12 protein-coding genes, 6 tRNA genes, 3 rRNA genes and 1 pseudogene are annotated in these 25,869 nt (G+C 58.4%); all 22 read left to right on the forward strand.

The window, feature by feature from the left end; translation table 11 throughout:
- Positions 1–152: 152 nt before the first annotated feature.
- The 22 genes and pseudogenes from GGD40_RS13860 (at position 153) to GGD40_RS13965 (ending at position 25,869) form a co-directional block, all read left to right on the forward strand.
- Positions 153–1,766 carry an NAD(P)/FAD-dependent oxidoreductase gene (locus GGD40_RS13860; RefSeq protein ID WP_179744017.1) on the forward strand — a complete coding sequence of 538 codons (1,614 nt, stop codon included), beginning with the start codon at positions 153–155 and terminating at the stop codon, positions 1,764–1,766.
- A 360-nt stretch (positions 1,767–2,126) separates the two neighbouring features.
- Complete coding sequence (locus GGD40_RS13865) at positions 2,127–3,398, forward strand: SGNH/GDSL hydrolase family protein (RefSeq protein ID WP_179744018.1); 1,272 nt, start codon at positions 2,127–2,129, stop codon at positions 3,396–3,398.
- 478 nt (positions 3,399–3,876) lie between these two features.
- Positions 3,877–5,407, forward strand: a 16S ribosomal RNA gene (locus GGD40_RS13870).
- 65 nt (positions 5,408–5,472) lie between these two features.
- Positions 5,473–5,549: transfer RNA gene (locus GGD40_RS13875), tRNA-Ile, on the forward strand.
- Between the two features lie 59 nt (positions 5,550–5,608).
- Positions 5,609–5,684: transfer RNA gene (locus GGD40_RS13880), tRNA-Ala, on the forward strand.
- Between the two features lie 322 nt (positions 5,685–6,006).
- Positions 6,007–8,887, forward strand: a 23S ribosomal RNA gene (locus tag GGD40_RS13885).
- A 146-nt stretch (positions 8,888–9,033) separates the two neighbouring features.
- Positions 9,034–9,147 (forward strand): 5S ribosomal RNA (rrf, locus tag GGD40_RS13890).
- The 16S, 23S and 5S rRNA genes sit together here with 5 tRNA genes alongside, the layout of an rRNA operon.
- A 154-nt stretch (positions 9,148–9,301) precedes the next feature.
- Positions 9,302–9,387 (forward strand) — tRNA-Tyr (locus GGD40_RS13895).
- A 41-nt stretch (positions 9,388–9,428) separates the two neighbouring features.
- Positions 9,429–9,502, forward strand: a tRNA-Gly gene (locus GGD40_RS13900).
- 16 nt (positions 9,503–9,518) lie between these two features.
- Positions 9,519–9,593, forward strand: a tRNA-Thr gene (locus GGD40_RS13905).
- Between the two features lie 63 nt (positions 9,594–9,656).
- Positions 9,657–10,847 (forward strand): elongation factor Tu, encoded by a 1,191-nt coding sequence (gene tuf / locus GGD40_RS13910; protein WP_168795439.1) that lies wholly within the window; start codon positions 9,657–9,659, stop codon positions 10,845–10,847.
- Positions 10,848–10,911: 64 nt separating this feature from the next.
- Positions 10,912–10,987 (forward strand) — tRNA-Trp (locus tag GGD40_RS13915).
- 36 nt (positions 10,988–11,023) lie between these two features.
- Positions 11,024–11,404 (forward strand): preprotein translocase subunit SecE, encoded by a 381-nt coding sequence (secE, locus tag GGD40_RS13920; RefSeq protein WP_179707953.1) that lies wholly within the window; start codon positions 11,024–11,026, stop codon positions 11,402–11,404.
- 1 nt (position 11,405) lies between these two features.
- Complete coding sequence (gene nusG / locus GGD40_RS13925; protein ID WP_007180147.1) at positions 11,406–11,963, forward strand: transcription termination/antitermination protein NusG; 558 nt, start codon at positions 11,406–11,408, stop codon at positions 11,961–11,963.
- A gap of 165 nt (positions 11,964–12,128) precedes the next feature.
- Positions 12,129–12,560: a 50S ribosomal protein L11 gene (gene rplK / locus GGD40_RS13930; protein WP_111932936.1), complete on the forward strand. Its 432-nt coding sequence runs from the start codon at positions 12,129–12,131 to the stop codon at positions 12,558–12,560.
- Positions 12,561–13,259, forward strand: a complete 699-nt coding sequence (rplA, locus tag GGD40_RS13935) for a 50S ribosomal protein L1 (RefSeq protein WP_035554727.1) — start codon at positions 12,561–12,563, stop codon at positions 13,257–13,259.
- 302 nt (positions 13,260–13,561) lie between these two features.
- Positions 13,562–14,065 carry a 50S ribosomal protein L10 gene (rplJ, locus tag GGD40_RS13940; RefSeq protein ID WP_134961602.1) on the forward strand — a complete coding sequence of 168 codons (504 nt, stop codon included), beginning with the start codon at positions 13,562–13,564 and terminating at the stop codon, positions 14,063–14,065.
- A 63-nt stretch (positions 14,066–14,128) separates the two neighbouring features.
- Positions 14,129–14,500 carry a 50S ribosomal protein L7/L12 gene (gene rplL / locus GGD40_RS13945; protein WP_179707955.1) on the forward strand — a complete coding sequence of 124 codons (372 nt, stop codon included), beginning with the start codon at positions 14,129–14,131 and terminating at the stop codon, positions 14,498–14,500.
- Positions 14,501–14,870: 370 nt separating this feature from the next.
- Positions 14,871–18,977 (forward strand): DNA-directed RNA polymerase subunit beta, encoded by a 4,107-nt coding sequence (rpoB, locus tag GGD40_RS13950; RefSeq protein WP_179744019.1) that lies wholly within the window; start codon positions 14,871–14,873, stop codon positions 18,975–18,977.
- A gap of 21 nt (positions 18,978–18,998) precedes the next feature.
- The gene (rpoC, locus tag GGD40_RS13955; RefSeq protein WP_179707960.1) at positions 18,999–23,237 is read left to right on the forward strand and encodes a DNA-directed RNA polymerase subunit beta'; all 4,239 of its coding nucleotides are present in this window, start codon (positions 18,999–19,001) and stop codon (positions 23,235–23,237) included.
- A 463-nt stretch (positions 23,238–23,700) separates the two neighbouring features.
- Positions 23,701–24,369: pseudogene (locus tag GGD40_RS13960) on the forward strand (reverse transcriptase domain-containing protein); the annotation flags it as partial.
- 201 nt (positions 24,370–24,570) lie between these two features.
- Entirely contained in the window at positions 24,571–25,869 is a 1,299-nt protein-coding gene (locus GGD40_RS13965) for an MASE1 domain-containing protein (RefSeq protein WP_179707963.1), read from the forward strand.

A 25,869-nucleotide genomic window follows, 5' to 3' on the forward strand; every position in this document is an offset into this window, starting at 1 on the left:
TAAATTTTTTGAGACAGACTGACAGTGTTGATAGGGGGCAAGATTTCCGTGACGGAGGGCGTTTCGACGGAGCCGATGCCCCGTGCCGACACTTAACCTATAAAATTGTGAATTGGCCGCGATTTGCGGCCTTCCTGCATCCCCCGGTACTCATGTTACGTCTAAGCGAAATCAAACTCCCGCTCGATCACCCCGATAGCGACCTCGAAGCCGCCGTCCGCGCGCGCCTCGCGGAACTCGGCGTGGGCGCCGACGGGCTTATCCGGTACACCGTGTTTCGTCGCGCGCACGACGCGCGCAAACGCGCCGACATCAAGCTCACGTACATCGTCGACGTCGAGGTCACGGATGAGGCCGCCGCGCTCAAGCGGCTCGCCGACGTGCCGCATTGCGGTGTGACGCCTGACATGGCGTACCGGTTCGTCGCCAAGGCGCCGGCGCAACTGACCGTGCCGCGGCCGGTGGTGATCGGCATGGGGCCGTGCGGGCTGTTCGCCGGGCTGATTCTGGCGCAAATGGGTTTCCGGCCGATCATTCTCGAGCGCGGCAAGGCCGTGCGGGAGCGCACCAAAGACACATTCGGGCTGTGGCGCAAGTCGGTGCTCAATCCGGAGTCGAACGTGCAGTTCGGCGAAGGCGGCGCGGGCACCTTCTCGGACGGCAAGCTTTACAGCCAGATCAAGGATCCGAAGCATTACGGCCGCAAGGTGCTCGACGAATTCGTCAAGGCCGGTGCGCCGGAAGACATTCTGTTCCTGAGCCGGCCGCATATCGGCACGTTCCGGCTGGTCAGCATGGTCGAAAAGATGCGCGCGACCATTCACGAGCTCGGCGGCGAAGTGCGGTTCGAGACTCGCGTCGACGATATCGAGATCGATCAGGGCAAGGTGCGCGGGTTGAAGCTGTCGACCGGCGAGACGCTACGCTGCGATCATGTGGTGCTGGCGGTTGGGCACAGCGCGCGCGATACCTTCCAGATGCTGAACGACCGCGGTGTCTATATAGAAGCGAAGCCGTTTTCGCTTGGATTCCGGATCGAGCATCCGCAGGGTTTGATCGATCGTGCCCGTTTCGGCAAGTTTGCCGGCCATAAGCAGCTGGGCGCCGCCGACTATAAGGTCGTGCATCACAGCAGTAATGGGCGCGCGGTGTATAGCTTTTGCATGTGTCCGGGCGGCACGGTGGTGGCGGCAACGTCGGAGCCGGGCCGTGTGGTGACGAACGGCATGAGCCAGTATTCGCGGGCGGAGCGCAATGCGAACGCGGGGATTGTCGTCGGCATTACGCCGGACGATTATCCGGGCGGACCGCTCGCGGGTATCGCTTTCCAGCGGAAGTGGGAAGAGCGGGCGTTCGAGCTGGGCGGCGGTAACTATATGGCGCCGGGTCAACTGGTCGGCGATTTCATTGCCGGGCGGCCGTCTACGTCGTTGGGTTCGGTGGTGCCGTCGTATAAGCCTGGCGTGCATCCCACGGATCTCAGCACCGCGCTGCCTGACTACGTGATCGAAGCCATTCGCGAAGCTTTGCCGCAGATGGACAAGAAGATCGCCGGCTTTGCGATGCATGACGCCGTGCTGACGGGCGTGGAGACGAGAACGTCGTCGCCGATCCGGGTACGTCGGCGGGATGATTATCAGAGTATGAACGTCGAGGGCTTGTATCCGGCGGGTGAGGGCGCGGGGTATGCCGGCGGGATTTATTCGGCCGCGATCGATGGGATCGAGGTGGCTGAGGCGGTGGCGCTGAAGATGGCGGCTGTTTAAGGGGAGCGGCGGCTGATATTGAGGGTGAAAGGGTGCGGTTGTGGTTGGGCGGTGAGTTGGTCTTGGCGGGAGGGGATGAGGTTGGCGTCTGAGACTTGATGGCCGACGCCCGACGCCCGACGCCCGACGCCCGACGCCCGACGCCCGACGCCCGACGCGCGACGCCCAAGGCCCAAGGCTCAGTGCCCAGCCGCTCGACGGCCAGCACCCAGCACCCAGCACCCAGCACCCAGCACCCAGCACCCAGCACCCAGCACCCAGCACCCAGCACCCAGCACCCAGCACCCAGCACCCAAGGCTCGCCGCGATCGACCTGGCGTTCGGGCACAATGGACGTTTCGCCTTGAACCGACCATCCGAATGACCCTTCGCACCCTGGCTGCCGCATGCGGCGCGGCGCTGCTTGCCCAATTCGCTGTTTCCCTCACCGTTTTCGCCGCCGATGCTCCCGCGCACTGGGTCGCCGCTTGGGCGACCGCGCTGCAGCCGATTCCGCAACGCGTGGACCTGCCGCCTTTGTATCGCGCGCCGGACGTCGCCGGACGCACCGTGCGCCAGATCGTGTATCCGACGCTGTCGGGACGGGCCGCGCGAATCCACCTCAGCAACGAGTACGGCAAGACGCCGCTTACGATCGAAGATTTGCGCATTGCCCGCTCGGCAGGCGGCGCGGCCGCGGTTGCTAATGACGGGGCGCGCGTGACCTTCGGCGGCAAATCTACGGTGAGCATTCCGGCGGGCGGTGAGCTGGATAGCGATCCGGTCACGGTCGACATCGCCGAAGGTGCGCCTTATGCCATCAGCGCATTCATGGGGCCGGATCAGCGGATCGTGGCGTGGCATCGCGTATCGAGCCAGGTCAATTATGTTTCCGCGCCGGGCAATCACGCAGCGGACGCTTCCGCCGAAGCGTTTCGCGGGCGGTTCACCCAATATGTGTGGGTGACGGGGCTATCGGTGGAGGCGGCGCCGTCATCGGCCGCGATCGCCGCCATTGGCGACTCGATCACCGATGGCATGCGCTCCAGCCTGAACCAGAATCACCGCTGGCCGGACGCGTTGGCGCGCCGACTGGCCGGTAGCAGTGACCGGTCAACGGCGATCGTCAATCTCGGCATCAGCGGCAATCGGCTACTGAGCGACTCGCCTTGCTACGGGGACGCGCTCGCCAAACGCTTCGAGCACGATGTGCTCGGGCGGCCGGGCGTCAAGACGGCGATCCTGCTGATTGGCATCAACGACATCAATTTCGCCTCGATGCCGGCTCGGAACGGCCTCGACTGCGACTTCCCGCACACCTCGGTGACGGCGGCCGATCTGATCGCGGGGTACCAGCGGGTGATTGCCGCGGCGCGGCACGCCGGCGTGAAGGTATTTGGGGCAACATTGACGCCGGCATCGCTGCCGGCGCAGCGGGAGAGCATCCGACTCGCCGTCAACCAGTGGATTCGGACCAGCCGTGCTTTTGACGGCGTCGTGGATTTCGACGCGGCGTTGCGTGACCCGGCGCAGCCGGACCGCCTGCGGCGCAACTTCGACAGTGGCGACCACATCCATCCGAGCGACGCTGGTTATGCGGCAATGGCGGACACCGTCCCGCTAGACGCAGTAGTAAATTCCACGCGCAAATGAGTCATGGGAAGATATTTCCATCGAGGCCTTGTCATGTGGCGAATATTCACCTAATATTCGCCTCCTCGTTTGAGAACGAGGGCCGCGGCGGAAACCAGCGGCCGTAGCGTCGACAAGGTTTTAAGCGAAAGCGAAAAAATGTTGTTGACGAAACGAAAAAGAGCCTTCATAATCTCGTTTCTCTGCTGCAGATGCAGCGACGCAGAACGAAGCGGTACCGGGTAGTTGTGAGGTTGACGACAGCGGTGCGGGTTCGGTAGTGGATGCGTAATCGATCTTTAAAAATTAACAGCCGATAAGTGTGGGCGCTTGATGCGAGACGCGAGGTGGATCTTTCGGGGTCTGCCGCAAAGCGAAAGTATCAAGGCTCACACAGTAATGAAAGGAAGGTTTGAGCATCGCAAGATGATCGAACAATTCGTCAGTACGTTGAGTGAGCGACCGGTTCTTAACGGAACCGAAAAACAGTAACAGGTTTGAACTGAAGAGTTTGATCCTGGCTCAGATTGAACGCTGGCGGCATGCCTTACACATGCAAGTCGAACGGCAGCACGGGGGTAACCCTGGTGGCGAGTGGCGAACGGGTGAGTAATACATCGGAACGTGTCCTGTAGTGGGGGATAGCCCGGCGAAAGCCGGATTAATACCGCATACGCTCTACGGAGGAAAGGGGGGGATCTTAGGACCTCCCGCTACAGGGGCGGCCGATGGCAGATTAGCTAGTTGGTGGGGTAAAGGCCTACCAAGGCGACGATCTGTAGCTGGTCTGAGAGGACGACCAGCCACACTGGGACTGAGACACGGCCCAGACTCCTACGGGAGGCAGCAGTGGGGAATTTTGGACAATGGGGGAAACCCTGATCCAGCAATGCCGCGTGTGTGAAGAAGGCCTTCGGGTTGTAAAGCACTTTTGTCCGGAAAGAAAACTTCTGCCCTAATACGGCGGGAGGATGACGGTACCGGAAGAATAAGCACCGGCTAACTACGTGCCAGCAGCCGCGGTAATACGTAGGGTGCAAGCGTTAATCGGAATTACTGGGCGTAAAGCGTGCGCAGGCGGTCCGCTAAGACAGATGTGAAATCCCCGGGCTTAACCTGGGAACTGCATTTGTGACTGGCGGGCTAGAGTATGGCAGAGGGGGGTAGAATTCCACGTGTAGCAGTGAAATGCGTAGAGATGTGGAGGAATACCGATGGCGAAGGCAGCCCCCTGGGCCAATACTGACGCTCATGCACGAAAGCGTGGGGAGCAAACAGGATTAGATACCCTGGTAGTCCACGCCCTAAACGATGTCAACTAGTTGTTGGGTCTTCATTGACTTAGTAACGTAGCTAACGCGTGAAGTTGACCGCCTGGGGAGTACGGTCGCAAGATTAAAACTCAAAGGAATTGACGGGGACCCGCACAAGCGGTGGATGATGTGGATTAATTCGATGCAACGCGAAAAACCTTACCTACCCTTGACATGTATGGAAGTCTGCCGAGAGGTGGATGTGCCCGAAAGGGAGCCATAACACAGGTGCTGCATGGCTGTCGTCAGCTCGTGTCGTGAGATGTTGGGTTAAGTCCCGCAACGAGCGCAACCCTTGTCCCTAGTTGCTACGCAAGAGCACTCCAGGGAGACTGCCGGTGACAAACCGGAGGAAGGTGGGGATGACGTCAAGTCCTCATGGCCCTTATGGGTAGGGCTTCACACGTCATACAATGGTCGGAACAGAGGGTTGCCAAGCCGCGAGGTGGAGCCAATCCCAGAAAACCGATCGTAGTCCGGATCGCACTCTGCAACTCGAGTGCGTGAAGCTGGAATCGCTAGTAATCGCGGATCAGCATGCCGCGGTGAATACGTTCCCGGGTCTTGTACACACCGCCCGTCACACCATGGGAGTGGGTTTCACCAGAAGTAGGTAGCCTAACCGCAAGGAGGGCGCTTACCACGGTGGGATTCATGACTGGGGTGAAGTCGTAACAAGGTAGCCGTATCGGAAGGTGCGGCTGGATCACCTCCTTTCTAGAGCTGAACGTGTCGAACGTTGAGCGCTCACGCTTATCGGCTGTAAATTCAGACAGACTCAGGGGTCTGTAGCTCAGTCGGTTAGAGCACCGTCTTGATAAGGCGGGGGTCGATGGTTCGAATCCATCCAGACCCACCACTGTTTCTGCGGTGGCTGTGCTAACCGGTTGAAGGCACCCTTGAAGTTCATGTGTGACTGGGGGATTAGCTCAGCTGGGAGAGCACCTGCTTTGCAAGCAGGGGGTCGTCGGTTCGATCCCGTCATCCTCCACCAATCATCAATGCATAGCGTTCTGCGGAAGTACTGCAGAGGGTTGTGCATTGGCGATTGAGCCAGTCAGAGTGATACGTGGTTATAGCAATCATGATATCGGCTGTCGTTCTTTAACAATCAGGAAGAAGTAGTAAAGAGATTCACGAAAGGCTATCTAGAGATGGGTAGGCGAGTAGGTGAATCAGGGTTGTGATTGTATCAATGTATGAAAAGGTAATCGAAAGATTGCCTTGGAATACGGCGCAACACGAATACTCAACCTGTAACGATGTGGCCCGCGCTGCGTTCCGAGTGAACGCGGTGTGAGACACACCCGTTATAGGGTCAAGCGAACAAGTGCATGTGGTGGATGCCTTGGCGATCACAGGCGATGAAGGACGCGGTAGCCTGCGAAAAGCTACGGGGAGCTGGCAAACGAGCTTTGATCCGTAGATGTCCGAATGGGGAAACCCACTCCGAATGGAGTATCCATGACTGAATACATAGGTCATGCGAAGCGAACGCGGTGAACTGAAACATCTAAGTAACCGCAGGAAAAGAAATCAACCGAGATTCCCAGAGTAGTGGCGAGCGAAATGGGACCAGCCTGTACTCTTTATCTTCATTGTTAGTCGAAGGCTCTGGAAAGTGCCGCCATAGCAGGTGATAGCCCTGTAGACGAAAACAGCGAGGAAGAACTAGGTGTACGACAAGTAGGGCGGGACACGTGAAATCCTGTCTGAAGATGGGGGGACCATCCTCCAAGGCTAAATACTCGTGATCGACCGATAGTGAACCAGTACCGTGAGGGAAAGGCGAAAAGAACCCCGGGAGGGGAGTGAAATAGATCCTGAAACCGCATGCATACAAACAGTAGGAGCCTCCTTGAGGGGTGACTGCGTACCTTTTGTATAATGGGTCAGCGACTTACATTCAGTGGCAAGCTTAACCGATTAGGGCAGGCGTAGCGAAAGCGAGTCCGAACAGGGCGATTCAGTCGCTGGGTGTAGACCCGAAACCAGGTGATCTATCCATGGCCAGGATGAAGGTGCGGTAACACGTACTGGAGGTCCGAACCCACTAACGTTGAAAAGTTAGGGGATGAGCTGTGGATAGGGGTGAAAGGCTAAACAAACCTGGAAATAGCTGGTTCTCTCCGAAAACTATTTAGGTAGTGCCTCGTGTATCACCTTCGGGGGTAGAGCACTGTCATGGTTGTGGGGTCCATTGCGGATTACTACGCCATAGCAAACTCCGAATACCGAAGAGTGCAATCACGGGAGACAGACATCGGGTGCTAACGTCCGGTGTCAAGAGGGAAACAACCCAGACCGCCAGCTAAGGTCCCCAAATATTGCTAAGTGGGAAACGAAGTGGGAAGGCTAAAACAGTCAGGAGGTTGGCTTAGAAGCAGCCATCCTTTAAAGAAAGCGTAATAGCTCACTGATCGAGTCGTCCTGCGCGGAAGATGTAACGGGGCTAAGCAATATACCGAAGCTGCGGATGCACATTTATGTGCATGGTAGGAGAGCGTTCCGTAAGCCTGCGAAGGTGCATTGAAAAGTGCGCTGGAGGTATCGGAAGTGCGAATGCTGACATGAGTAGCGATAAAGGGGGTGAAAAGCCCCCTCGCCGTAAGCCCAAGGTTTCCTACGCAACGTTCATCGGCGTAGGGTGAGTCGGCCCCTAAGGCGAGGCAGAAATGCGTAGCTGATGGGAAGCAGGTTAATATTCCTGCACCATTGTTAAATGCGATGGGGGGACGGATCGCGGAAGGTTGTCCGGGTGTTGGAAGTCCCGGTCCTTGCATTGGAGAAGGCGCTTAGGCAAATCCGGGCGCGGAATTCAAGGGTGCGAGGCCATTCACCTAGGTGAAGAAGCAATCGGAAGTGGTTCCAAGAAAAGCCTCTAAGCTTCAGTTTAACAAGACCGTACCGCAAACCGACACAGGTGGGCGAGATGAGTATTCTAAGGCGCTTGAGAGAACTCGGGAGAAGGAACTCGGCAAATTGGTACCGTAACTTCGGGATAAGGTACGCCCCTGTAGCTTGACTGGCTCGCGCCAGAAGGGTGAAGGGGTTGCAATAAACTGGTGGCTGCGACTGTTTAATAAAAACACAGCACTCTGCAAACACGAAAGTGGACGTATAGGGTGTGACGCCTGCCCGGTGCCGGAAGATTAAATGATGGGGTGCAAGCTCTTGATTGAAGTCCCGGTAAACGGCGGCCGTAACTATAACGGTCCTAAGGTAGCGAAATTCCTTGTCGGGTAAGTTCCGACCTGCACGAATGGCGTAACGATGGCCACACTGTCTCCTCCCGAGACTCAGCGAAGTTGAAGTGTTTGTGATGATGCAATCTCCCCGCGGCTAGACGGAAAGACCCCATGAACCTTTACTGTAGCTTTGCATTGGACTTTGAACCGGTCTGTGTAGGATAGGTGGGAGGCTATGAAGCGTGGACGCCAGTCTGCGTGGAGCCATCCTTGAAATACCACCCTGGTTTGTTTGAGGTTCTAACCTTGGTCCGTAATCCGGATCGGGGACAGTGCATGGTAGGCAGTTTGACTGGGGCGGTCTCCTCCCAAAGTGTAACGGAGGAGTACGAAGGTACGCTAGGTACGGTCGGAAATCGTGCTGATAGTGCAATGGCATAAGCGTGCTTAACTGCGAGACCGACAAGTCGAGCAGGTGCGAAAGCAGGTCATAGTGATCCGGTGGTTCTGTATGGAAGGGCCATCGCTCAACGGATAAAAGGTACTCTGGGGATAACAGGCTGATACCGCCCAAGAGTTCATATCGACGGCGGTGTTTGGCACCTCGATGTCGGCTCATCTCATCCTGGGGCTGTAGCCGGTCCCAAGGGTATGGCTGTTCGCCATTTAAAGAGGTACGTGAGCTGGGTTTAAAACGTCGTGAGACAGTTTGGTCCCTATCTGCCGTGGGCGCTGGATATTTGAAGGGGGCTGCTCCTAGTACGAGAGGACCGGAGTGGACGAACCTCTGGTGTACCGGTTGTCACGCCAGTGGCATCGCCGGGTAGCTATGTTCGGAAGAGATAACCGCTGAAAGCATCTAAGCGGGAAACTCGCCTTAAGATGAGATATCCCCGGGGCTTCGAGCCCCTTGAAGGGTCGTTCAAGACCAGGACGTTGATAGGTCAGGTGTGGAAGCGCAGTAATGCGTTAAGCTAACTGATACTAATTGCCCGTAAGGCTTGATCCTATAACAGGTGTGTCTCTCTCGACACACGGTTGAGATCAGTGTTGTGCAATACAGGCACAGCCCAAAGTAATACCGAGAGGCATCCTCTCAACTACTTCTTCCAGATTGGCTGTATTGCCCAAAGGGCAGTGCGGCAACAAGTCATGCCTGATGACCATAGCGAGTCGGTACCACCCCTTCCCATCCCGAACAGGACCGTGAAACGACTCCACGCCGATGATAGTGCGGATTGCCCGTGTGAAAGTAGGTAATCGTCAGGCTCCCAAGCAGCAACGCAGAAACCCCACCCCAAAAGGTGGGGTTTCTGCGTTTACGGCAGCGCTGAACTTACTATAAGTGAGAGCTATGAGTTTGGAACGGTCAAGCAGGCCTTGACAACAAGCGGTTGTTCCCTCATAATCATCAGTTCTCTGCGGAGGGGTGCCCGAGTGGCTAAAGGGGGCAGACTGTAAATCTGTTGGCTTACGCCTACGTTGGTTCGAATCCAACCTCCTCCACCAGAATGCAAGTTGCGGCAGTTGCTGGGAATCGATGAATTCTTGCGGGTGTAGCTCAATGGTAGAGCAGAAGCCTTCCAAGCTTACGACGAGGGTTCGATTCCCTTCACCCGCTCCAGCAACATAGAAGTAGCGCCCATGTGGCTCAGTGGTAGAGCACTCCCTTGGTAAGGGAGAGGTCGGCAGTTCGATCCTGCCCATGGGCACCAGAAGTACTCGGTGATTGTTTGCGCGCGGCGCAACGTACGGATAAATCCTCTTAGGAGTCGAAAATGGCCAAGGGTAAGTTTGAGCGGACCAAGCCGCACGTGAACGTCGGCACGATCGGTCACGTTGACCACGGCAAGACCACGCTGACGGCAGCGATCACGACGGTTCTGACCAAGAAGTTTGGCGGCGAAGCGAAGGCATACGACCAGATCGACGCGGCGCCGGAAGAAAAGGCACGCGGTATCACGATCAACACGGCACACGTCGAGTACGAAACGGCTAACCGCCACTACGCACACGTCGACTGCCCGGGCCACGCTGACTATGTGAAGAACATGATCACGGGCGCAGCGCAGATGGACGGCGCGATCCTGGTGTGCTCGGCTGCAGACGGCCCGATGCCGCAAACGCGTGAGCACATCCTGCTGGCGCGTCAGGTTGGCGTTCCGTACATCATCGTGTTCCTGAACAAGTGCGACATGGTGGACGACGCTGAGTTGCTGGAACTGGTCGAGATGGAAGTTCGCGAACTCCTGTCGAAGTACGACTTCCCGGGCGACGACACGCCGATCATCAAGGGTTCGGCCAAACTGGCGCTGGAAGGCGACACGGGCGAGCTGGGTGAAGTGGCGATCATGAATCTGGCCGATGCGCTGGACACGTACATCCCGACGCCGGAGCGTGCAATTGACGGCGCGTTCCTGATGCCGGTGGAAGACGTGTTCTCGATCTCGGGTCGTGGCACGGTGGTGACGGGTCGTATCGAGCGTGGTGTCGTGAAGGTCGGCGAAGAAATCGAAATCATCGGTATCAAGCCGACGGTGAAGACGACGTGCACGGGCGTGGAAATGTTCCGCAAGCTGCTCGACCAGGGTCAGGCAGGCGACAACGTTGGTATCCTGCTGCGCGGCACGAAGCGTGAAGACGTGGAGCGTGGCCAGGTTCTGGCGAAGCCGGGTTCGATCAACCCGCACACGCACTTCACGGCTGAAGTGTACGTGCTGAGCAAGGACGAAGGTGGCCGTCACACGCCGTTCTTCAACAACTATCGTCCGCAGTTCTACTTCCGTACGACGGACGTGACGGGCTCGATCGAGTTGCCGAAAGACAAGGAAATGGTCATGCCGGGCGACAACGTGTCGATCACGGTGAAGCTGATCAACCCGATCGCGATGGAAGAAGGTCTGCGCTTCGCAATTCGCGAAGGCGGCCGTACGGTCGGCGCTGGTGTAGTTGCCAAGATCCTCGAGTAACGCCAGATAGTTCTCGTTGATCGGTGGTTTCGGGGTTGGCGATGTCGTCAACCCCAAATGGTTTAGGGGTATAGCTCAACTGGCAGAGCGTCGGTCTCCAAAACCGAAGGTTGGGGGTTCGATTCCCTCTGCCCCTGCCAAATCTCGCGTCATATGTGACGCTTCGTTAAGGTGTTATGGCGAATCCTTCCGTCGAAACTGTAAATACATCCGGCGACAAGCTGATGCTCGTCGCGGGCGTATTGTTGGTCTTGGCCGGGTTCGTGGGGTTCTTCTGGCTCAACGGCCAGGAATGGTACATCCGCGGAGCCGCCTTGGCTGTTGGTGCGATAGCGGGTGTTGCAGTCGGTCTTCTCTCCGCGCCTGGCAAGGGTTTCATCGCTTTCGCCAAAGATTCGTACAAGGAAGTTCGTAAAGTTGTCTGGCCGACTCGCAAAGAGGCGACCCAAACAACGCTCGTAGTATTCGGCTTCGTGTTCGTCATGGCTATCTTTCTTTGGGTGAGTGATAAATCCATCGAATGGGCGATTTTCTCGGTGATTCTGGGTTGGAAATAATATGAGTGATACTCCGGCATCCCCGAGCGGCAAGCGTTGGTATGTGGTGCACGCCTACTCTGGAATGGAGAAGAGCGTGCAGCGCGCGCTTCAAGAGCGTATCGAGCGCGCTGGTATGCAGGACCAGTTCGGTCAAATCCTCGTGCCGACTGAAGAAGTTGTCGAAGTGAAGGGCGGTCACAAATCGGTGACCGAACGTCGTTTCTTCCCGGGCTATGTACTCGTGGAAATGGAGATGACAGACGAAACGTGGCACCTCGTGAAAAACACGGCAAAGGTCACCGGTTTCGTTGGCGGAGCGCGCAATCGACCAAGTCCGATTTCTCCTCGGGAAGTCGAAAAGATCATGTCGCAGATGCAGGAAGGTGTGGAAAAGCCGCGCCCGAAGACCCTGTTCGAAGTAGGCGAGATGGTGCGAGTGAAGGACGGTCCGTTCACAGATTTCAACGGCAGCGTCGAAGAAGTGAACTACGAAAAGTCGCGTGTGCGTGTCTCGGTTACAATCTTTGGCCGCGCAACGCCGGTCGAGCTGGAATTCGGCCAAGTCGAAAAGTTGTGATCCAGAATTCTACGGGGTGCGCCGACCGGCGCACCCCGTATTTCGCGCTTACGGTCCGCGTAATGACCGTTGAGGAGCGCAAGTAGTCAATTTTTAGACGAACGCGCGCTACTACTCACTGAGCGCTCGCATGCATTAAAGCAGCGTTCCAACGAGGTTTTCAACATGGCAAAGAAAATCATTGGCTTTATTAAGCTGCAGATTCCTGCAGGTAAAGCCAACCCGTCGCCGCCGGTCGGTCCGGCGCTGGGCCAGCGCGGCCTGAACATCATGGAGTTCTGCAAGGCGTTTAACGCGCAGACTCAAGCTATGGAACCGGGTCTGCCGATTCCAGTTGTGATTACCGCATTCGCGGACAAGAGCTTCACGTTCGTTCTGAAGACGCCGCCGGCTACAGTTCTGATCAAGAAGGCAGCGAAGATCGACAAGGGTTCGAGCAAGCCGCATACCGACAAGGTCGGCAAGATCACCCGCGCTCAAGCTGAAGACATCGCCAAGGCCAAGATGCCTGATCTGACGGCAGCTGATCTGGACGCAGCGGTTCGTACGATTGCTGGTAGCGCCCGCTCGATGGGCATCACCGTGGAGGGCGTGTAAATGGCTAAGCTTTCGAAGCGTCTGCAAGCATTTGCAGCCAAGGTTGATCGTCAAAAGCTGTACGCAATCGACGAAGCTCTGTCGCTCGTGAAGGAATGCGCAAGCGCGAAGTTCGACGAGTCGATCGACGTCGCAGTGCAACTCGGCATCGACGCGAAGAAGTCGGACCAAGTGGTTCGTGGTTCGGTCGTGCTGCCGGCAGGTACCGGCAAGTCGGTCCGCGTCGCTGTGTTTGCGCAGGGCGAAAAGGCTGAACAAGCGCGCGCAGCTGGTGCGGAAATCGTCGGCATGGAAGATCTGGCTGAACAAGTCAAGGCTGGCAAGCTGGACTTCGACATCGTGATCGCTTCGCCGGACACGATGCGCGTCGTCGGTACGCTCGGTCAGATCCTCGGCCCGCGCGGCCTGATGCCGAATCCGAAGGTTGGTACGGTTACGCCGGACGTCGCGACTGCAGTGAAGAACGCCAAGGCTGGTCAGGTGCAATTCCGTGTCGACAAGGCTGGTATCATCCACGCGACCATCGGGCGCGCTTCGTTCGAGCCGACGGCTCTGCGTAGCAACCTGAATGCTCTCGTCGACGCGCTGCAAAAGGCGAAGCCGGCAACGAGCAAGGGTGTCTACCTGCGCAAGGTTGCGCTGTCGAGCACGATGGGTGTTGGCGTTCGCGTCGACCAGGCATCGATCGCAGCACAGTAAGAAATTTCATCGCCTCGACGAAAATCGAGGCGGTTTTATGGGCTTTGGGCGGTTGCGAAATGGCAGTCTGCATTGCGCAACCGGTTGTCAAAGACCGTTGGTGGGCACGCATCAGGTAGGCGAGTCCTTAATGTAAAGCCAACGCAGATGGCGAACCCGAAAAGGTTTTGTAGTGATGAAGCTGGTTGATACCTGCAGCAATGCGGGTGTCGGGCGGTTGAAATACTCCTGACTGGTCGGACGCCGTTATTGAACGCGGTACACAAGGCGCACGCTGCGTGTATCGAATCTGGAGGTTAACCGTGCCACTTAACAAAGAAAGCAAGCAGGCCGTCGTCGCTGAGGTTGCCGCGCAAGTCGCGAAAGCCCAGACCGTGGTTCTGGCTGAGTATCGTGGAATCGCGGTTGGCGATCTGACCAAGCTGCGCGCGAAAGCGCGTGAGCAACAGGTTTACCTTCGCGTGTTGAAAAACACGCTGGCGCGTCGCGCTGTCGAAGGTACCCCGTTTGCTTCGCTGGCAGAGCAGATGACTGGTCCGCTGATCTACGGCATCTCGGAAGATGCAATTGCTGCTGCTAAGGTCGTCAACGACTTCGGCAAAACCAATGACAAGTTGATCATCAAGGCTGGTTCCTACGAAGGCAACGTGATGGACAAGGCTGGCGTGCAAGCGCTGGCAAACATCCCGAGCCGCGAAGAACTGCTCTCCAAGCTGTTGTACGTTATGCAAGCACCTGTTTCCGGCTTTGCGCGCGCTTTGGCCGCGCTGGCAGAAAAGAAACAAGGCGAAGAAACCGCTGCTTAACGCACTTCAGTCGAGCGTGATTGATCGCTGGCTGTATCCGAATTCAATTTAGGAGTATTTCAAATGGCAATCGCAAAAGATGACATCCTCGAGGCAGTAAGCTCGATGTCGGTTCTGGAACTGAATGAGCTCGTTAAGGCGTTCGAAGAAAAGTTTGGCGTGTCGGCAGCTGCAGTTGCAGTGGCAGGCCCGGCAGGCGCAGCTGCGGCTGTTGCTGAAGAGCAAACCGAATTCACGGTCAACCTGACGGAAATCGGCGCGAACAAGGTTTCGGTCATTAAGGCTGTTCGTGAACTGACGGGTCTCGGCCTGAAGGAAGCGAAGGACTTGGTCGACGGCGCACCGAAGCCTGTTAAGGAAGCGGTACCGAAGGCTGCTGCGGAAGAAGCCAAGAAAAAGCTGGAAGAAGCCGGCGCGAAGGCTGAAATCAAGTAAGTTTCAGCGCGTTGTGCGAAGGCTGGCGGTTTTCCACCGCCGGCCTTTTTGTGCTTTGTGGGGGCCACGTTTTTGCATGGCATTTTCGGCAAGAATGTGACTCCCAGAAGTCAAAGAAAACCGCCTATCGGCAATATTGACCGGCGATTCTCTTTGTCTTCTGAAGCGACTGCAGAAGGCAAGTTTGGTCGGGTAGCGGGCAACACAGGCATCCGCTGCCGTCAGCCAGCGGTTGGTAGCGGCCAACCACCAAGCTTCTAGGCTCGTTCAGGCCATCGGACGGCCATCGGGTCTCAGTCGGTGAACACTCGGGTTGTCTCATCAAGGTATCCTGCCTCGACAACAATGCCCGCCGTGATTCGGAGATCGTATGCAATATTCCTTCACCGAGAAGAAGCGTATTCGCAAGAGTTTTGCGAAGCGCCCCATCGTTCACCAAGTACCTTTCCTGCTGGCTACCCAGCTTGAATCATTCAGCACGTTTCTGCAAGCAGACACGTCGTCCACGCAACGCAAGCCGGAAGGTCTGCAGGCTGCGTTTACTTCCGTTTTTCCGATTGTTTCGCATAATGGCTTCGCTCGTCTAGAGTTCGTCAGCTACATGCTGTCGCCGCCGGCATTCAACATCAAGGAATGTCAGCAGCGCGGTTTGACGTACTGCTCGGCACTGCGCGCGAAAGTGCGCCTGGTGCTGCTCGACAAGGAATCGCCGAGCAAGCCGGTCGTCAAGGAAGTGAAGGAACAGGAAGTCTACATGGGCGAAATTCCGCTCATGACGCCGACCGGTTCGTTCGTCATCAACGGCACGGAACGTGTGATCGTTTCGCAGTTGCACCGTTCGCCGGGCGTGTTCTTTGAACACGACAAGGGCAAGACGCACAGCTCGGGCAAGCTCCTGTTTTCAGCTCGTATCATTCCTTACCGCGGTTCGTGGCTCGACTTCGAGTTCGACCCGAAGGACGTGCTGTACTTCCGCGTCGACCGTCGTCGCAAGATGCCGGTCACGATCCTGCTGAAGGCAATTGGCCTCACGCCGGAACAGATCCTCGCAAACTTCTTCGTGTTCGACAATTTCACGCTGATGCCGGAAGGCGCGCAGATGGAATTCGTGCCGGAGCGTCTGCGTGGTGAAGTCGCGCGCTTCGACATCTCGGACCGTGACGGCAACGTGATCGTCCAGAAAGACAAGCGGATCAACGCGAAGCACATTCGCGATCTCGACAGCGCGAAGACCAAGTTCATCTCGGTACCGGAAGACTATTTGCTCGGCCGCACGCTGGCGAAGAACGTTGTCGACGGCGACACCGGTGAAGTCATCGCTAACGCGAACGACGAAATCACCGAAACCGTCCTCGAAAAGCTCCGCGAATCGAAGATCAAAGACATCCAGACGCTCTACACGAACGATCTGGACCAAGGTCCGTACATCTCGTCGACGCTGCGTATCGACGAAACCGCGGACAAGATGGCCGCACGTATCGCGATCTACCGCATGATGCGTCCGGGCGAACCGCCGACCGAAGAAGCGGTCGAGGCGCTGTTCAACCGTCTGTTCTACAGCGAAGACGCATACGACCTGTCCAAGGTGGGTCGTATGAAGTTCAATCGTCGCGTGGGTCGCGACGAGATCATCGGACCGATGACGCTGCAAGACGACGACATCCTCGCGACGATCAAGATCCTGGTCGAACTGCGTAACGGCAAGGGCGAAGTGGACGATATCGACCACTTGGGCAATCGTCGTGTGCGTTGCGTCGGCGAACTGGCGGAAAACCAGTTCCGCGCCGGTCTCGTGCGTGTCGAACGTGCTGTGAAGGAACGCCTCGGCCAGGCCGAAAGCGAAAACCTGATGCCGCACGACCTGATCAACTCGAAGCCGATTTCGTCGGCGATTCGCGAGTTCTTCGGTTCGTCGCAGCTGTCGCAGTTCATGGACCAAACGAACCCGCTGTCGGAAATCACCCACAAGCGCCGTGTTTCGGCACTTGGCCCGGGCGGTTTGACGCGTGAGCGCGCCGGCTTTGAAGTCCGCGACGTGCATCCGACTCACTACGGTCGCGTGTGCCCGATTGAAACGCCGGAAGGTCCGAACATCGGCCTGATCAACTCGCTCGCTCTGTACGCGCACCTGAACGAATACGGCTTCCTCGAAACGCCGTATCGCAAGGTTGTGGACAGCAAGGTGACGGATCAGATCGACTATCTGTCGGCGATCGAAGAAGGCCGTTACGTGATCGCTCAGGCGAACGCGGCAGTGGCTGCCGACGGTTCCCTGACCGACGAGCTGGTGTCGTCGCGTGAAGCGGGCGAAACGCTGATGGTCACGCCGGACCGCATCCAGTACATGGACGTGGCGCCGTCGCAGATCGTGTCGGTGGCAGCATCGCTGATTCCGTTCCTCGAGCACGATGACGCGAACCGCGCGTTGATGGGCTCGAACATGCAGCGTCAGGCTGTGCCATGTCTGCGTCCTGAAAAGGCCGTGGTCGGTACGGGTATCGAACGCACGGTAGCAGTCGACTCGGGTACGACGGTTCAGGCATTCCGCGGCGGTGTGGTCGATTATGTCGACGCAGGCCGTATGGTGATTCGCGTGAACGACGATGAAGCCGTTGCTGGCGACGTCGGCGTGGACATCTACAACCTGATCAAGTACACGCGTTCGAACCAGAACACGAACATCAACCAGCGCCCGATCGTGAAGGTCGGCGACATCGTGTCGCGTGGCGACGTGCTGGCTGACGGCGCATCGACCGACCTCGGCGAACTGGCTCTCGGCCAGAACATGCTGGTCGCGTTCATGCCGTGGAACGGCTACAACTTCGAAGATTCGATCTTGATCTCGGAGAAGGTGGTTGCTGACGACCGCTATACCTCGATCCACATCGAAGAACTGAACGTCGTAGCTCGCGATACGAAGCTCGGACCGGAAGAAATCACGCGCGACATCTCGAACCTGGCTGAAGTGCAACTCGGCCGTCTCGATGAGTCGGGCATCGTCTACATCGGCGCGGAAGTCGAAGCAGGCGACGTGATGGTCGGTAAGGTCACGCCGAAGGGCGAAACCCAGCTGACGCCGGAAGAAAAGCTGCTGCGCGCGATCTTCGGTGAAAAGGCTTCGGACGTGAAGGATACGTCGCTGCGCGTGCCGTCGGGCATGAGCGGCACGGTCATCGACGTGCAAGTGTTCACGCGTGAAGGCATTCAGCGCGACAAGCGCGCGCAACAGATCATCGACGATGAACTGAAGCGCTATCGCCTCGACCTGAACGACCAGTTGCGCATCGTGGAAGGCGACGCGTTCCAGCGTCTCGCACGTATGCTCGACGGCAAGGTCGCGAATGGTGGTCCGAAGAAGCTCGCGAAGGGCACGAAGATCGACCAGGCTTACCTGCAAGATCTGGATCACTACCACTGGTTCGACATCCGCCTCGCGGACGAAGAATCGGCGGCACAGCTCGAAGCCATCAAGGACTCGATCGAACAGAAGCGTCACCAGTTCGATCTGGCGTTCGAAGAAAAGCGTAAGAAGCTCACGCAAGGCGACGAACTGCCGCCGGGCGTGCTGAAGATGGTCAAGGTGTATCTGGCGGTCAAGCGTCGTCTGCAGCCTGGCGACAAGATGGCCGGCCGTCACGGTAACAAGGGTGTCGTGTCGAAGATCGTTCCGATCGAAGACATGCCGTACATGGCCGACGGCCGTCCGGCTGACGTCGTTCTGAACCCGCTCGGCGTGCCGTCGCGGATGAACGTGGGTCAGGTTCTCGAAGTGCATCTGGGTTGGGCCGCGAAGGGCCTCGGCTGGCGTATCGCCGAAATGCTGCAACGTCAGGCGAAGATTGCTGAAGTGCGCGAATTCCTGACCAAGATCTACAACGAGTCGGGCCGCGCCGAAGAGCTGGACAGCTTCACCGACGACGAAATCGTCGAGCTGGCGAAGAACCTGCGCGAAGGCGTGCCGTTCGCTACGCCGGTGTTCGACGGTGCGACGGAAGAAGAAATGTCGCGCGCGCTGGATCTGGCATTCCCGGACGACATCGCGAAGAACCTCGGCATGACGCCGTCGAAGAATCAGGTTCGTCTGTACGACGGCCGCACGGGTGAGATGTTCGAACGTACGGTGACGGTCGGCTACATGCATTACCTGAAACTGCACCACTTGGTCGACGACAAGATGCACGCGCGTTCCACGGGCCCGTACTCGCTCGTGACGCAGCAGCCGTTGGGCGGTAAGGCTCAGTTCGGTGGCCAGCGTTTCGGTGAAATGGAAGTGTGGGCGCTCGAAGCGTACGGCGCATCGTACGTGCTGCAAGAAATGCTGACGGTGAAGTCGGATGACGTGGCAGGCCGGACCAAGGTGTATGAGAACCTGGTTAAGGGCGATCACGTGATCGATGCAGGCATGCCGGAATCCTTCAACGTGTTGGTGAAGGAAATCCGCTCGCTGGGTATCGACATCGACCTCGACCGCAACTAATCGGACTACGGAGAGAAGGCAATGAAAGCTCTGCTCGATCTATTCAAGCAAGTCCAACAACCCGAAGTTTTTGACGCGATCAAGATCGGTCTGGCGTCGCCAGACAAGATCCGTTCGTGGTCGTTCGGCGAAGTGAAGAAGCCGGAAACCATCAACTACCGGACATTCAAGCCGGAACGCGATGGTCTGTTCTGCGCGAAGATCTTCGGGCCGATCAAAGACTACGAATGTCTGTGCGGCAAGTACAAGCGCCTGAAGCACCGTGGCGTGATCTGCGAGAAGTGCGGCGTCGAAGTGACGCTGGCAAAGGTGCGTCGCGAACGGATGGGCCATATTGAACTGGCCTCGCCGGTCGCGCACATCTGGTTCCTGAAGTCGCTGCCGTCGCGTCTGGGCATGGTGCTTGACATGACGCTGCGCGACATCGAACGCGTGCTGTACTTTGAAGCATACGTAGTGATCGATCCGGGCATGACGCCGCTGAAAGCGCGGCAGATCATGACCGAAGAGGATTACTACAACAAGGTCGAAGAATACGGTGACGAATTCCGTGCCGAGATGGGCGCGGAAGGCGTTCGCGAGCTGCTGCGCGCGATCAACATCGATGAACAGGTCGAGATGCTGCGCACCGAACTCAAGAACACGGGTTCGGAAGCGAAGATCAAGAAGTACGCGAAGCGCCTGAAAGTGCTCGAGGCTTTCCAGCGTTCGGGCATCAAGCCTGACTGGATGGTGCTCGAAGTGCTGCCGGTGCTGCCGCCGGAACTGCGTCCGCTGGTGCCGCTGGACGGCGGCCGCTTCGCGACGTCGGACCTGAACGACCTGTATCGCCGCGTGATCAACCGTAACAACCGGTTGAAGCGTCTGCTCGAGCTGAAGGCGCCTGAAATCATCGTCCGCAACGAAAAGCGGATGTTGCAGGAAGCCGTCGACTCGCTGCTCGACAACGGTCGTCGCGGTAAGGCTATGACTGGCGCGAACAAGCGTCCGCTGAAGTCGCTCGCTGACATGATCAAGGGTAAGGGCGGTCGTTTCCGTCAGAACTTGCTCGGTAAGCGCGTTGACTATTCGGGCCGTTCGGTGATCGTGGTCGGCCCGACGCTCAAGCTGCATCAGTGCGGTCTGCCGAAGTTGATGGCGCTCGAACTGTTCAAGCCGTTCATCTTCAACAAGCTCGAAGTGATGGGTGTCGCTACCACCATCAAGGCTGCGAAGAAGGAAGTCGAGAACCAGACGCCGGTGGTGTGGGACATCCTCGAAGAGGTGATCCGCGAACATCCGGTCATGCTGAACCGTGCGCCGACTCTTCACCGTCTTGGCATTCAGGCTTTCGAGCCGGTGCTGATCGAAGGTAAGGCAATCCAGCTGCATCCGCTCGTTTGCGCGGCGTTCAACGCCGACTTCGACGGTGACCAGATGGCTGTTCACGTGCCGCTGTCGCTGGAAGCGCAGATGGAAGCGCGCACGCTGATGCTGGCGTCGAACAACATTCTGTTCCCGGCCAACGGCGATCCGTCGATCGTGCCGTCGCAGGATATCGTGTTGGGCCTGTATTACGCGACCCGCGAAGCAGTGAACGCCAAGGGCGAAGGCCTGACCTTCACCGGCGTCTCGGAAGCGCTGCGTGCGTACGAGAACAAGGAAGTCGAGCTGGCCTCGCGCGTCAACGTTCGGATCACCGAAATGGTCCACAACGAAGACAAGTCGGAAGGTGCGCCGGCGTTCGTGCCGAAGATCTCGCTGTTTGCGACGACCGTCGGCCGTTCGATCCTGTCGGAAATTTTGCCGCCGGGTCTGCCGTTCACGGTGCTGAACAAGCCGCTAAAGAAGAAGGAAATCTCGCGTCTCATCAACACCGCATTCCGCAAGTGCGGTCTGCGCGAAACGGTGATTTTCGCCGACCAGTTGATGCAGATGGGTTTCCGTCTGGCAACACGCGCTGGTATCTCGATCTGCGTCGACGACATGCTCGTGCCGCCGCAGAAAGAACAGATCGTCGGCGACGCCGCGAAGAAGGTGAAGGAATACGACCGTCAGTACATGTCGGGTCTTGTCACGTCGCAAGAGCGCTATAACAACGTGGTCGACATCTGGTCGGCAACGTCGGAAGCGGTTGGCAAGGCGATGATGGAACAGCTGTCGACGGAACCGGTTACGGATCGCGACGGCAACGAAACGCGTCAGGAATCGTTCAACTCCATCTACATGATGGCGGACTCGGGTGCTCGTGGTTCCGCAGTTCAGATTCGTCAGCTGGCCGGTATGCGTGGCCTGATGGCGAAGCCGGACGGCTCGATCATCGAAACGCCGATTACGGCGAACTTCCGTGAAGGCCTGAACGTGTTGCAGTACTTCATCTCGACCCACGGTGCACGTAAGGGTCTGGCTGATACGGCACTGAAGACGGCAAACTCGGGTTACCTGACGCGTCGTCTGGTCGACGTGACGCAGGATCTGGTGGTGGTCGAGGACGATTGCGGTACGTCCAACGGCGTCGCCATGAAGGCGTTGGTCGAAGGCGGTGAAGTCGTCGAAGCGCTGCGTGACCGTATCCTGGGTCGCGTGACGGTGGCTGACGTCGTCAATCCGGAAACGCAAGAAACGCTGTACGAAACGGGCACCTTGCTCGACGAAGACGCGGTCGAAGAAATCGAACGCCTCGGCATCGACGAAGTGCGCGTGCGTACGCCGCTGACTTGCGAAACGCGTTACGGTCTGTGCGCAGCCTGCTACGGCCGCGACCTGGGCCGCGGCTCGTCGGTCAACGTCGGTGAAGCAGTCGGCGTGATCGCTGCTCAGTCGATCGGTGAACCGGGCACGCAGCTCACGATGCGTACGTTCCACATCGGTGGTGCGGCGTCGCGTGCGGCAGTGGCTTCGTCGGTTGAAGCGAAGTCGAACGGTACGGTGCGTTTCACGGCAACGATGCGTTACGTCACCAACGCGAAGGGCGAGCAGATCGTCATCTCGCGTTCGGGCGAAGCGATGATTACCGACGACCACGGTCGCGAGCGCGAACGTCACAAGGTGCCGTACGGCGCGACGCTGTTGCAACTCGACGGCGCGCAGATCAAGGCGGGCACGCAACTGGCGCAGTGGGATCCGCTGACGCGTCCGATCATCACCGAGTGGGGCGGTACGGTGAAGTTCGAAAACGTCGAAGAAGGCGTGACCGTTGCGAAGCAGATCGACGATGTGACGGGTCTGTCCACGCTGGTCGTGATCGACGTGAAGCGTCGTGGCTCGCAAGCTGCGAAGACGGTGCGTCCGCAGGTCAAGCTGCTCGACGCGAACGGCGACGAAGTCAAGATCCCGAACACCGAGCACTCGGTGCAGATCGGCTTCCAGGTCGGCGCTCTGATCACCGTGAAGGACGGTCAGCAAGTGCAGGTCGGTGAAGTGCTCGCACGGATCCCGGTTGAATCGCAGAAAACGCGTGACATTACCGGTGGTCTGCCGCGTGTGGCCGAACTGTTCGAAGCGCGCTCGCCGAAGGACGCCGGCATTCTGGCGGAAGTCACGGGCACGACGTCGTTCGGTAAGGACACGAAGGGCAAGCAGCGTCTCGTTATCACGGACCTCGAGGGCAACCAGCACGAGTTCCTGATCGCGAAGGAAAAGCAGGTTCTGGTGCACGATGGTCAGGTCGTCAACAAGGGCGAAATGATTGTCGACGGGCCGGCTGATCCGCACGACATTCTGCGTTTGCAGGGCGTCGAAGCGCTGGCGCGTTACATCGTGGACGAAGTGCAGGACGTGTATCGTCTGCAGGGCGTGAAGATCAATGACAAGCACATTGAAGTGATCGTCCGTCAGATGCTGCGTCGCGTGCAGATCGTCGACAACGGTGATACGCGCTTCATCATGGGCGAACAAGTTGAGCGCTCGGATATGCTCGACGAGAACGACCGGATGGCGGCGGAAGACAAGATCCCGGCAACGTACGAAAACGTTTTGCTCGGTATCACGAAGGCGTCGCTGTCCACCGATTCGTTTATCTCCGCGGCATCGTTCCAGGAAACGACCCGCGTGCTGACCGAAGCGGCGATCATGGGCAAGCGCGACGACCTGCGTGGTCTGAAGGAAAACGTGATCGTCGGCCGTCTGATTCCGGCCGGTACGGGTCTCGCGTTCCACAAGGCACGCAAGAGCAAGGAACTGTCCGACCGCGAGCGTTTCGACCAGATCGCAGCGGAAGAGTCGTTCGAATTCGGTACACCGGAAACTCCGGCTGCCGAACAGCAGCACTCCGGCGAGTAAGTGCGGGCGGCGAAAGCCGCTTTCACTGAACGCTGACAAAACCGCCCGGTTTCGACCGGGCGGTTTTTTTTTGGTGCGCCCAGCATGGGCGCACTCCAGAGGGTGGGAGTCCCTCCGCAAGTTGATCACAGCGAAGCGCAACTGCGAGAGGGTGACCGATCGTGGGGAGGAAGCGTGGAGCGAAACTGCGAGCCGATGGACAAGAACCGGATAGAAGGCGTTACCGACCAGGGCGAGCGGGCCAGAAATCGCAAAGCTCTCGTGATCAAGGGGCGGTGGCGTAGATCCGGCGGTTGTGCAGTGAAGGAGTGCGTTCTTACCTGGGGAGGTCCCGTCTCATGCCTGAAAGGGCAACGGCGTCGAGCCGGAGCGGGAAGTCAGCAGCGGTCATAGTAGTCACAGGATAGGCCGGTGAGGCTGAGGCTGGTGACGAAGGACCAAACGGGAAGGAGTGTCCATCGTCATGTCGATGCGGCAGGTATTGCGTCAGATGCCCGTGCAAACGGGGCGAACGGGAGTAGCGCGCGGTGAAGCTGCGCGTGTACCCGGGAGCGACGAAGCCTGCTGCCCGCGGCATGAATCCGGGGACACAGGGTCGGCGCTGCTGGAAGCGGCGCTGACGCGAGAGAACCTGAAGCGGGCGTTCAAACGGGTACGGGCTAACAAGGGAGCCGCTGGCGTGGACGGTCTGGACATTGACCAGACTGCGCGTCATCTGGTGACGGCGTGGCCCGCGATTCGTGAACAGTTGCTCAAGGGGAGGTACCGGCCCAGTCCGGTACGACGGGTGACGATTCCGAAACCGGATGGTGGCGAGCGCGAGCTCGGCATCCCGACGGTAACGGACCGGCTGATCCAGCAGGCGTTACTGCAGGTGCTGCAGCCAGTTCTGGACCCCACATTTAGCGAGTACAGCTACGGCTTCCGGCCCGGGCGTCGTGCGCACGACGCGGTGCTTGCCGCGCAGTCGTACGTGCAGTCGGGTCGGCGAATCGTGGTGGACGTTGATCTGGGGAAGTTCTTCGATCGGGTCAATCACGACATCCTGATCGACCGTCTACAGAAACGCATTGATGATGCTGGTGTAATCGGGCTGATCCGTGCGTATCTGAACAGCGGCATCATGGAAGGCTCGACTGGTTTTCTTAACGGTCTCCGTGCCGCCGCTCGGCATTTCAGAGTCCTCCCATGTTGACTGACGATCACCTTCCCTAGCATAAGGGGCCGTCGTCGCGATATGGCATCAATCAATCGAAACATCGCGTCGACATCACGCTAACCCGCTCGATGCGCACGCTCAGCACGCGTCGCATCGGCATTGCCTGGTGGTCGAATGAACGCTGTCGAGGTGCGTAGGTTGCCGTTGTCCGATACGGCGTTGTGGGTGGGACTTTATGTTGCCGCAGGTGTCCTGTCCGGACAGTTCAATGTCCCGACGGCCGCTCTTGCGCCCTATGTCTGGTTGCCGGCCGGCGTGAGTCTCGCGGCCATGCTGCTATCGCGCACGAGCGCCAGCGGTCGTCTTGCCGTTGCATTCGCGCTGGTGCAAACCGTGCTATCGCATTTTGGCGGCCGCGACGTGCCGTCGTCGCTTGTTCTCGGCGCGTTGGCCGGGATCGCCCCGTTGATCGCGTCGGCTGTCGTGCGATGGACGCATGTGCCGCTCCAAGGTCTCGATCTATTGCGTGCCGTGATCGTTGCGGCGGTCGTGAACGCTGTCCTTCTGGGCGGCGGCGGTGCGTTCTACTTCTCGTTGACAAAGGGCATGCCGTTCATGCTGCCGTTTCGCGAATGGAGCGCAGCGATCTTTGTCGGCGTATGCATCACGATGCCGTTACTCGCGGTATGGGCGCAATTCCGGCCAAAGCGATCGGCACCGTCCAACTGGCGGCGTGAGACGGTCGGCGGCGTTGCATTTGCCACGATGGTCGCGCTGACATGGTGGCTCTTCGACGGAGCCGCGACGCAGCGCTTCGAAGCGGCGGGCATCACGTACCCCATCTATTTGCCGATGTTCTGCGTCGTGATCGTCTCGATCGTTGGCGGCGCACGGGGCGGAACGCTCGCCGTATTTGTGCTGACGCTGATCTGCCTCGGCCACACCGCAGGTGGGGAAGGGCCGTTCGCGTTGCCGTCCGCTTCGGCTTCTTCGTCCTTGCTGCAGGCGCAACTTTACGTCGGCGTATCGGCGATGCTGGTGTTGATCGTGCACGCGTTGCGCGACGCTGAAACACACGCCCATCTCCAGGCCGATCAGTGGCGCACCGAAATCGAACTCGCCCTCGCGGGCAGCGTATTGATCGCCTATTCGATCGATTCGCGTACGCAGATTGTTCAATGGCGTGGCGACGTGGAGCGGCTGCTTGGTTACCCCGCGGAGTCTCTGTCCAACGTCGAGCGGGTCCTCGCTTGCGTCCATCCGCTCGACCGTGAGTGCCTGCGTGATCGTTGGAGTCCCCATGCATGGGTGACGACGGATGCGCCCGCTCACATTTCGTTTCGTCTTGCTACACGCGTTGCCAACGGCAGCTGGATCGAGTTGCAAGACCTGGGTTCATCGCTTTCCGACGGCAACGGGCAGGTCGCGTTTGTTGCCGGCGTCTGGCAGCGTCGTTCGATCGTGGCGAGTTGA

It is taken from the genome of Paraburkholderia bryophila, from assembly GCF_013409255.1.
Lineage (GTDB): Bacteria > Pseudomonadota > Gammaproteobacteria > Burkholderiales > Burkholderiaceae > Paraburkholderia.

Bases quoted from the DNA above. Each gene is read 5' to 3' on its own strand.
- GGD40_RS13860 (WP_179744017.1), top strand. From the start codon at position 153: ATGTTACGTCTAAGCGAAATCAAACTCCCGCTCGATCACCCCGATAGC.
- GGD40_RS13865 (WP_179744018.1), top strand. From the start codon at position 2,127: ATGACCCTTCGCACCCTGGCTGCCGCATGCGGCGCGGCGCTGCTTGCC.
- rpoC (WP_179707960.1), top strand. From the start codon at position 18,999: ATGAAAGCTCTGCTCGATCTATTCAAGCAAGTCCAACAACCCGAAGTT.
- secE (WP_179707953.1), top strand. From the start codon at position 11,024: ATGGCGAATCCTTCCGTCGAAACTGTAAATACATCCGGCGACAAGCTG.
- rplA (WP_035554727.1), top strand. From the start codon at position 12,561: ATGGCTAAGCTTTCGAAGCGTCTGCAAGCATTTGCAGCCAAGGTTGAT.
- rpoB (WP_179744019.1), top strand. From the start codon at position 14,871: ATGCAATATTCCTTCACCGAGAAGAAGCGTATTCGCAAGAGTTTTGCG.
- GGD40_RS13965 (WP_179707963.1), top strand. From the start codon at position 24,571: ATGAACGCTGTCGAGGTGCGTAGGTTGCCGTTGTCCGATACGGCGTTG.
- nusG (WP_007180147.1), top strand. From the start codon at position 11,406: ATGAGTGATACTCCGGCATCCCCGAGCGGCAAGCGTTGGTATGTGGTG.
- tuf (WP_168795439.1), top strand. From the start codon at position 9,657: ATGGCCAAGGGTAAGTTTGAGCGGACCAAGCCGCACGTGAACGTCGGC.
- rplL (WP_179707955.1), top strand. From the start codon at position 14,129: ATGGCAATCGCAAAAGATGACATCCTCGAGGCAGTAAGCTCGATGTCG.
- rplK (WP_111932936.1), top strand. From the start codon at position 12,129: ATGGCAAAGAAAATCATTGGCTTTATTAAGCTGCAGATTCCTGCAGGT.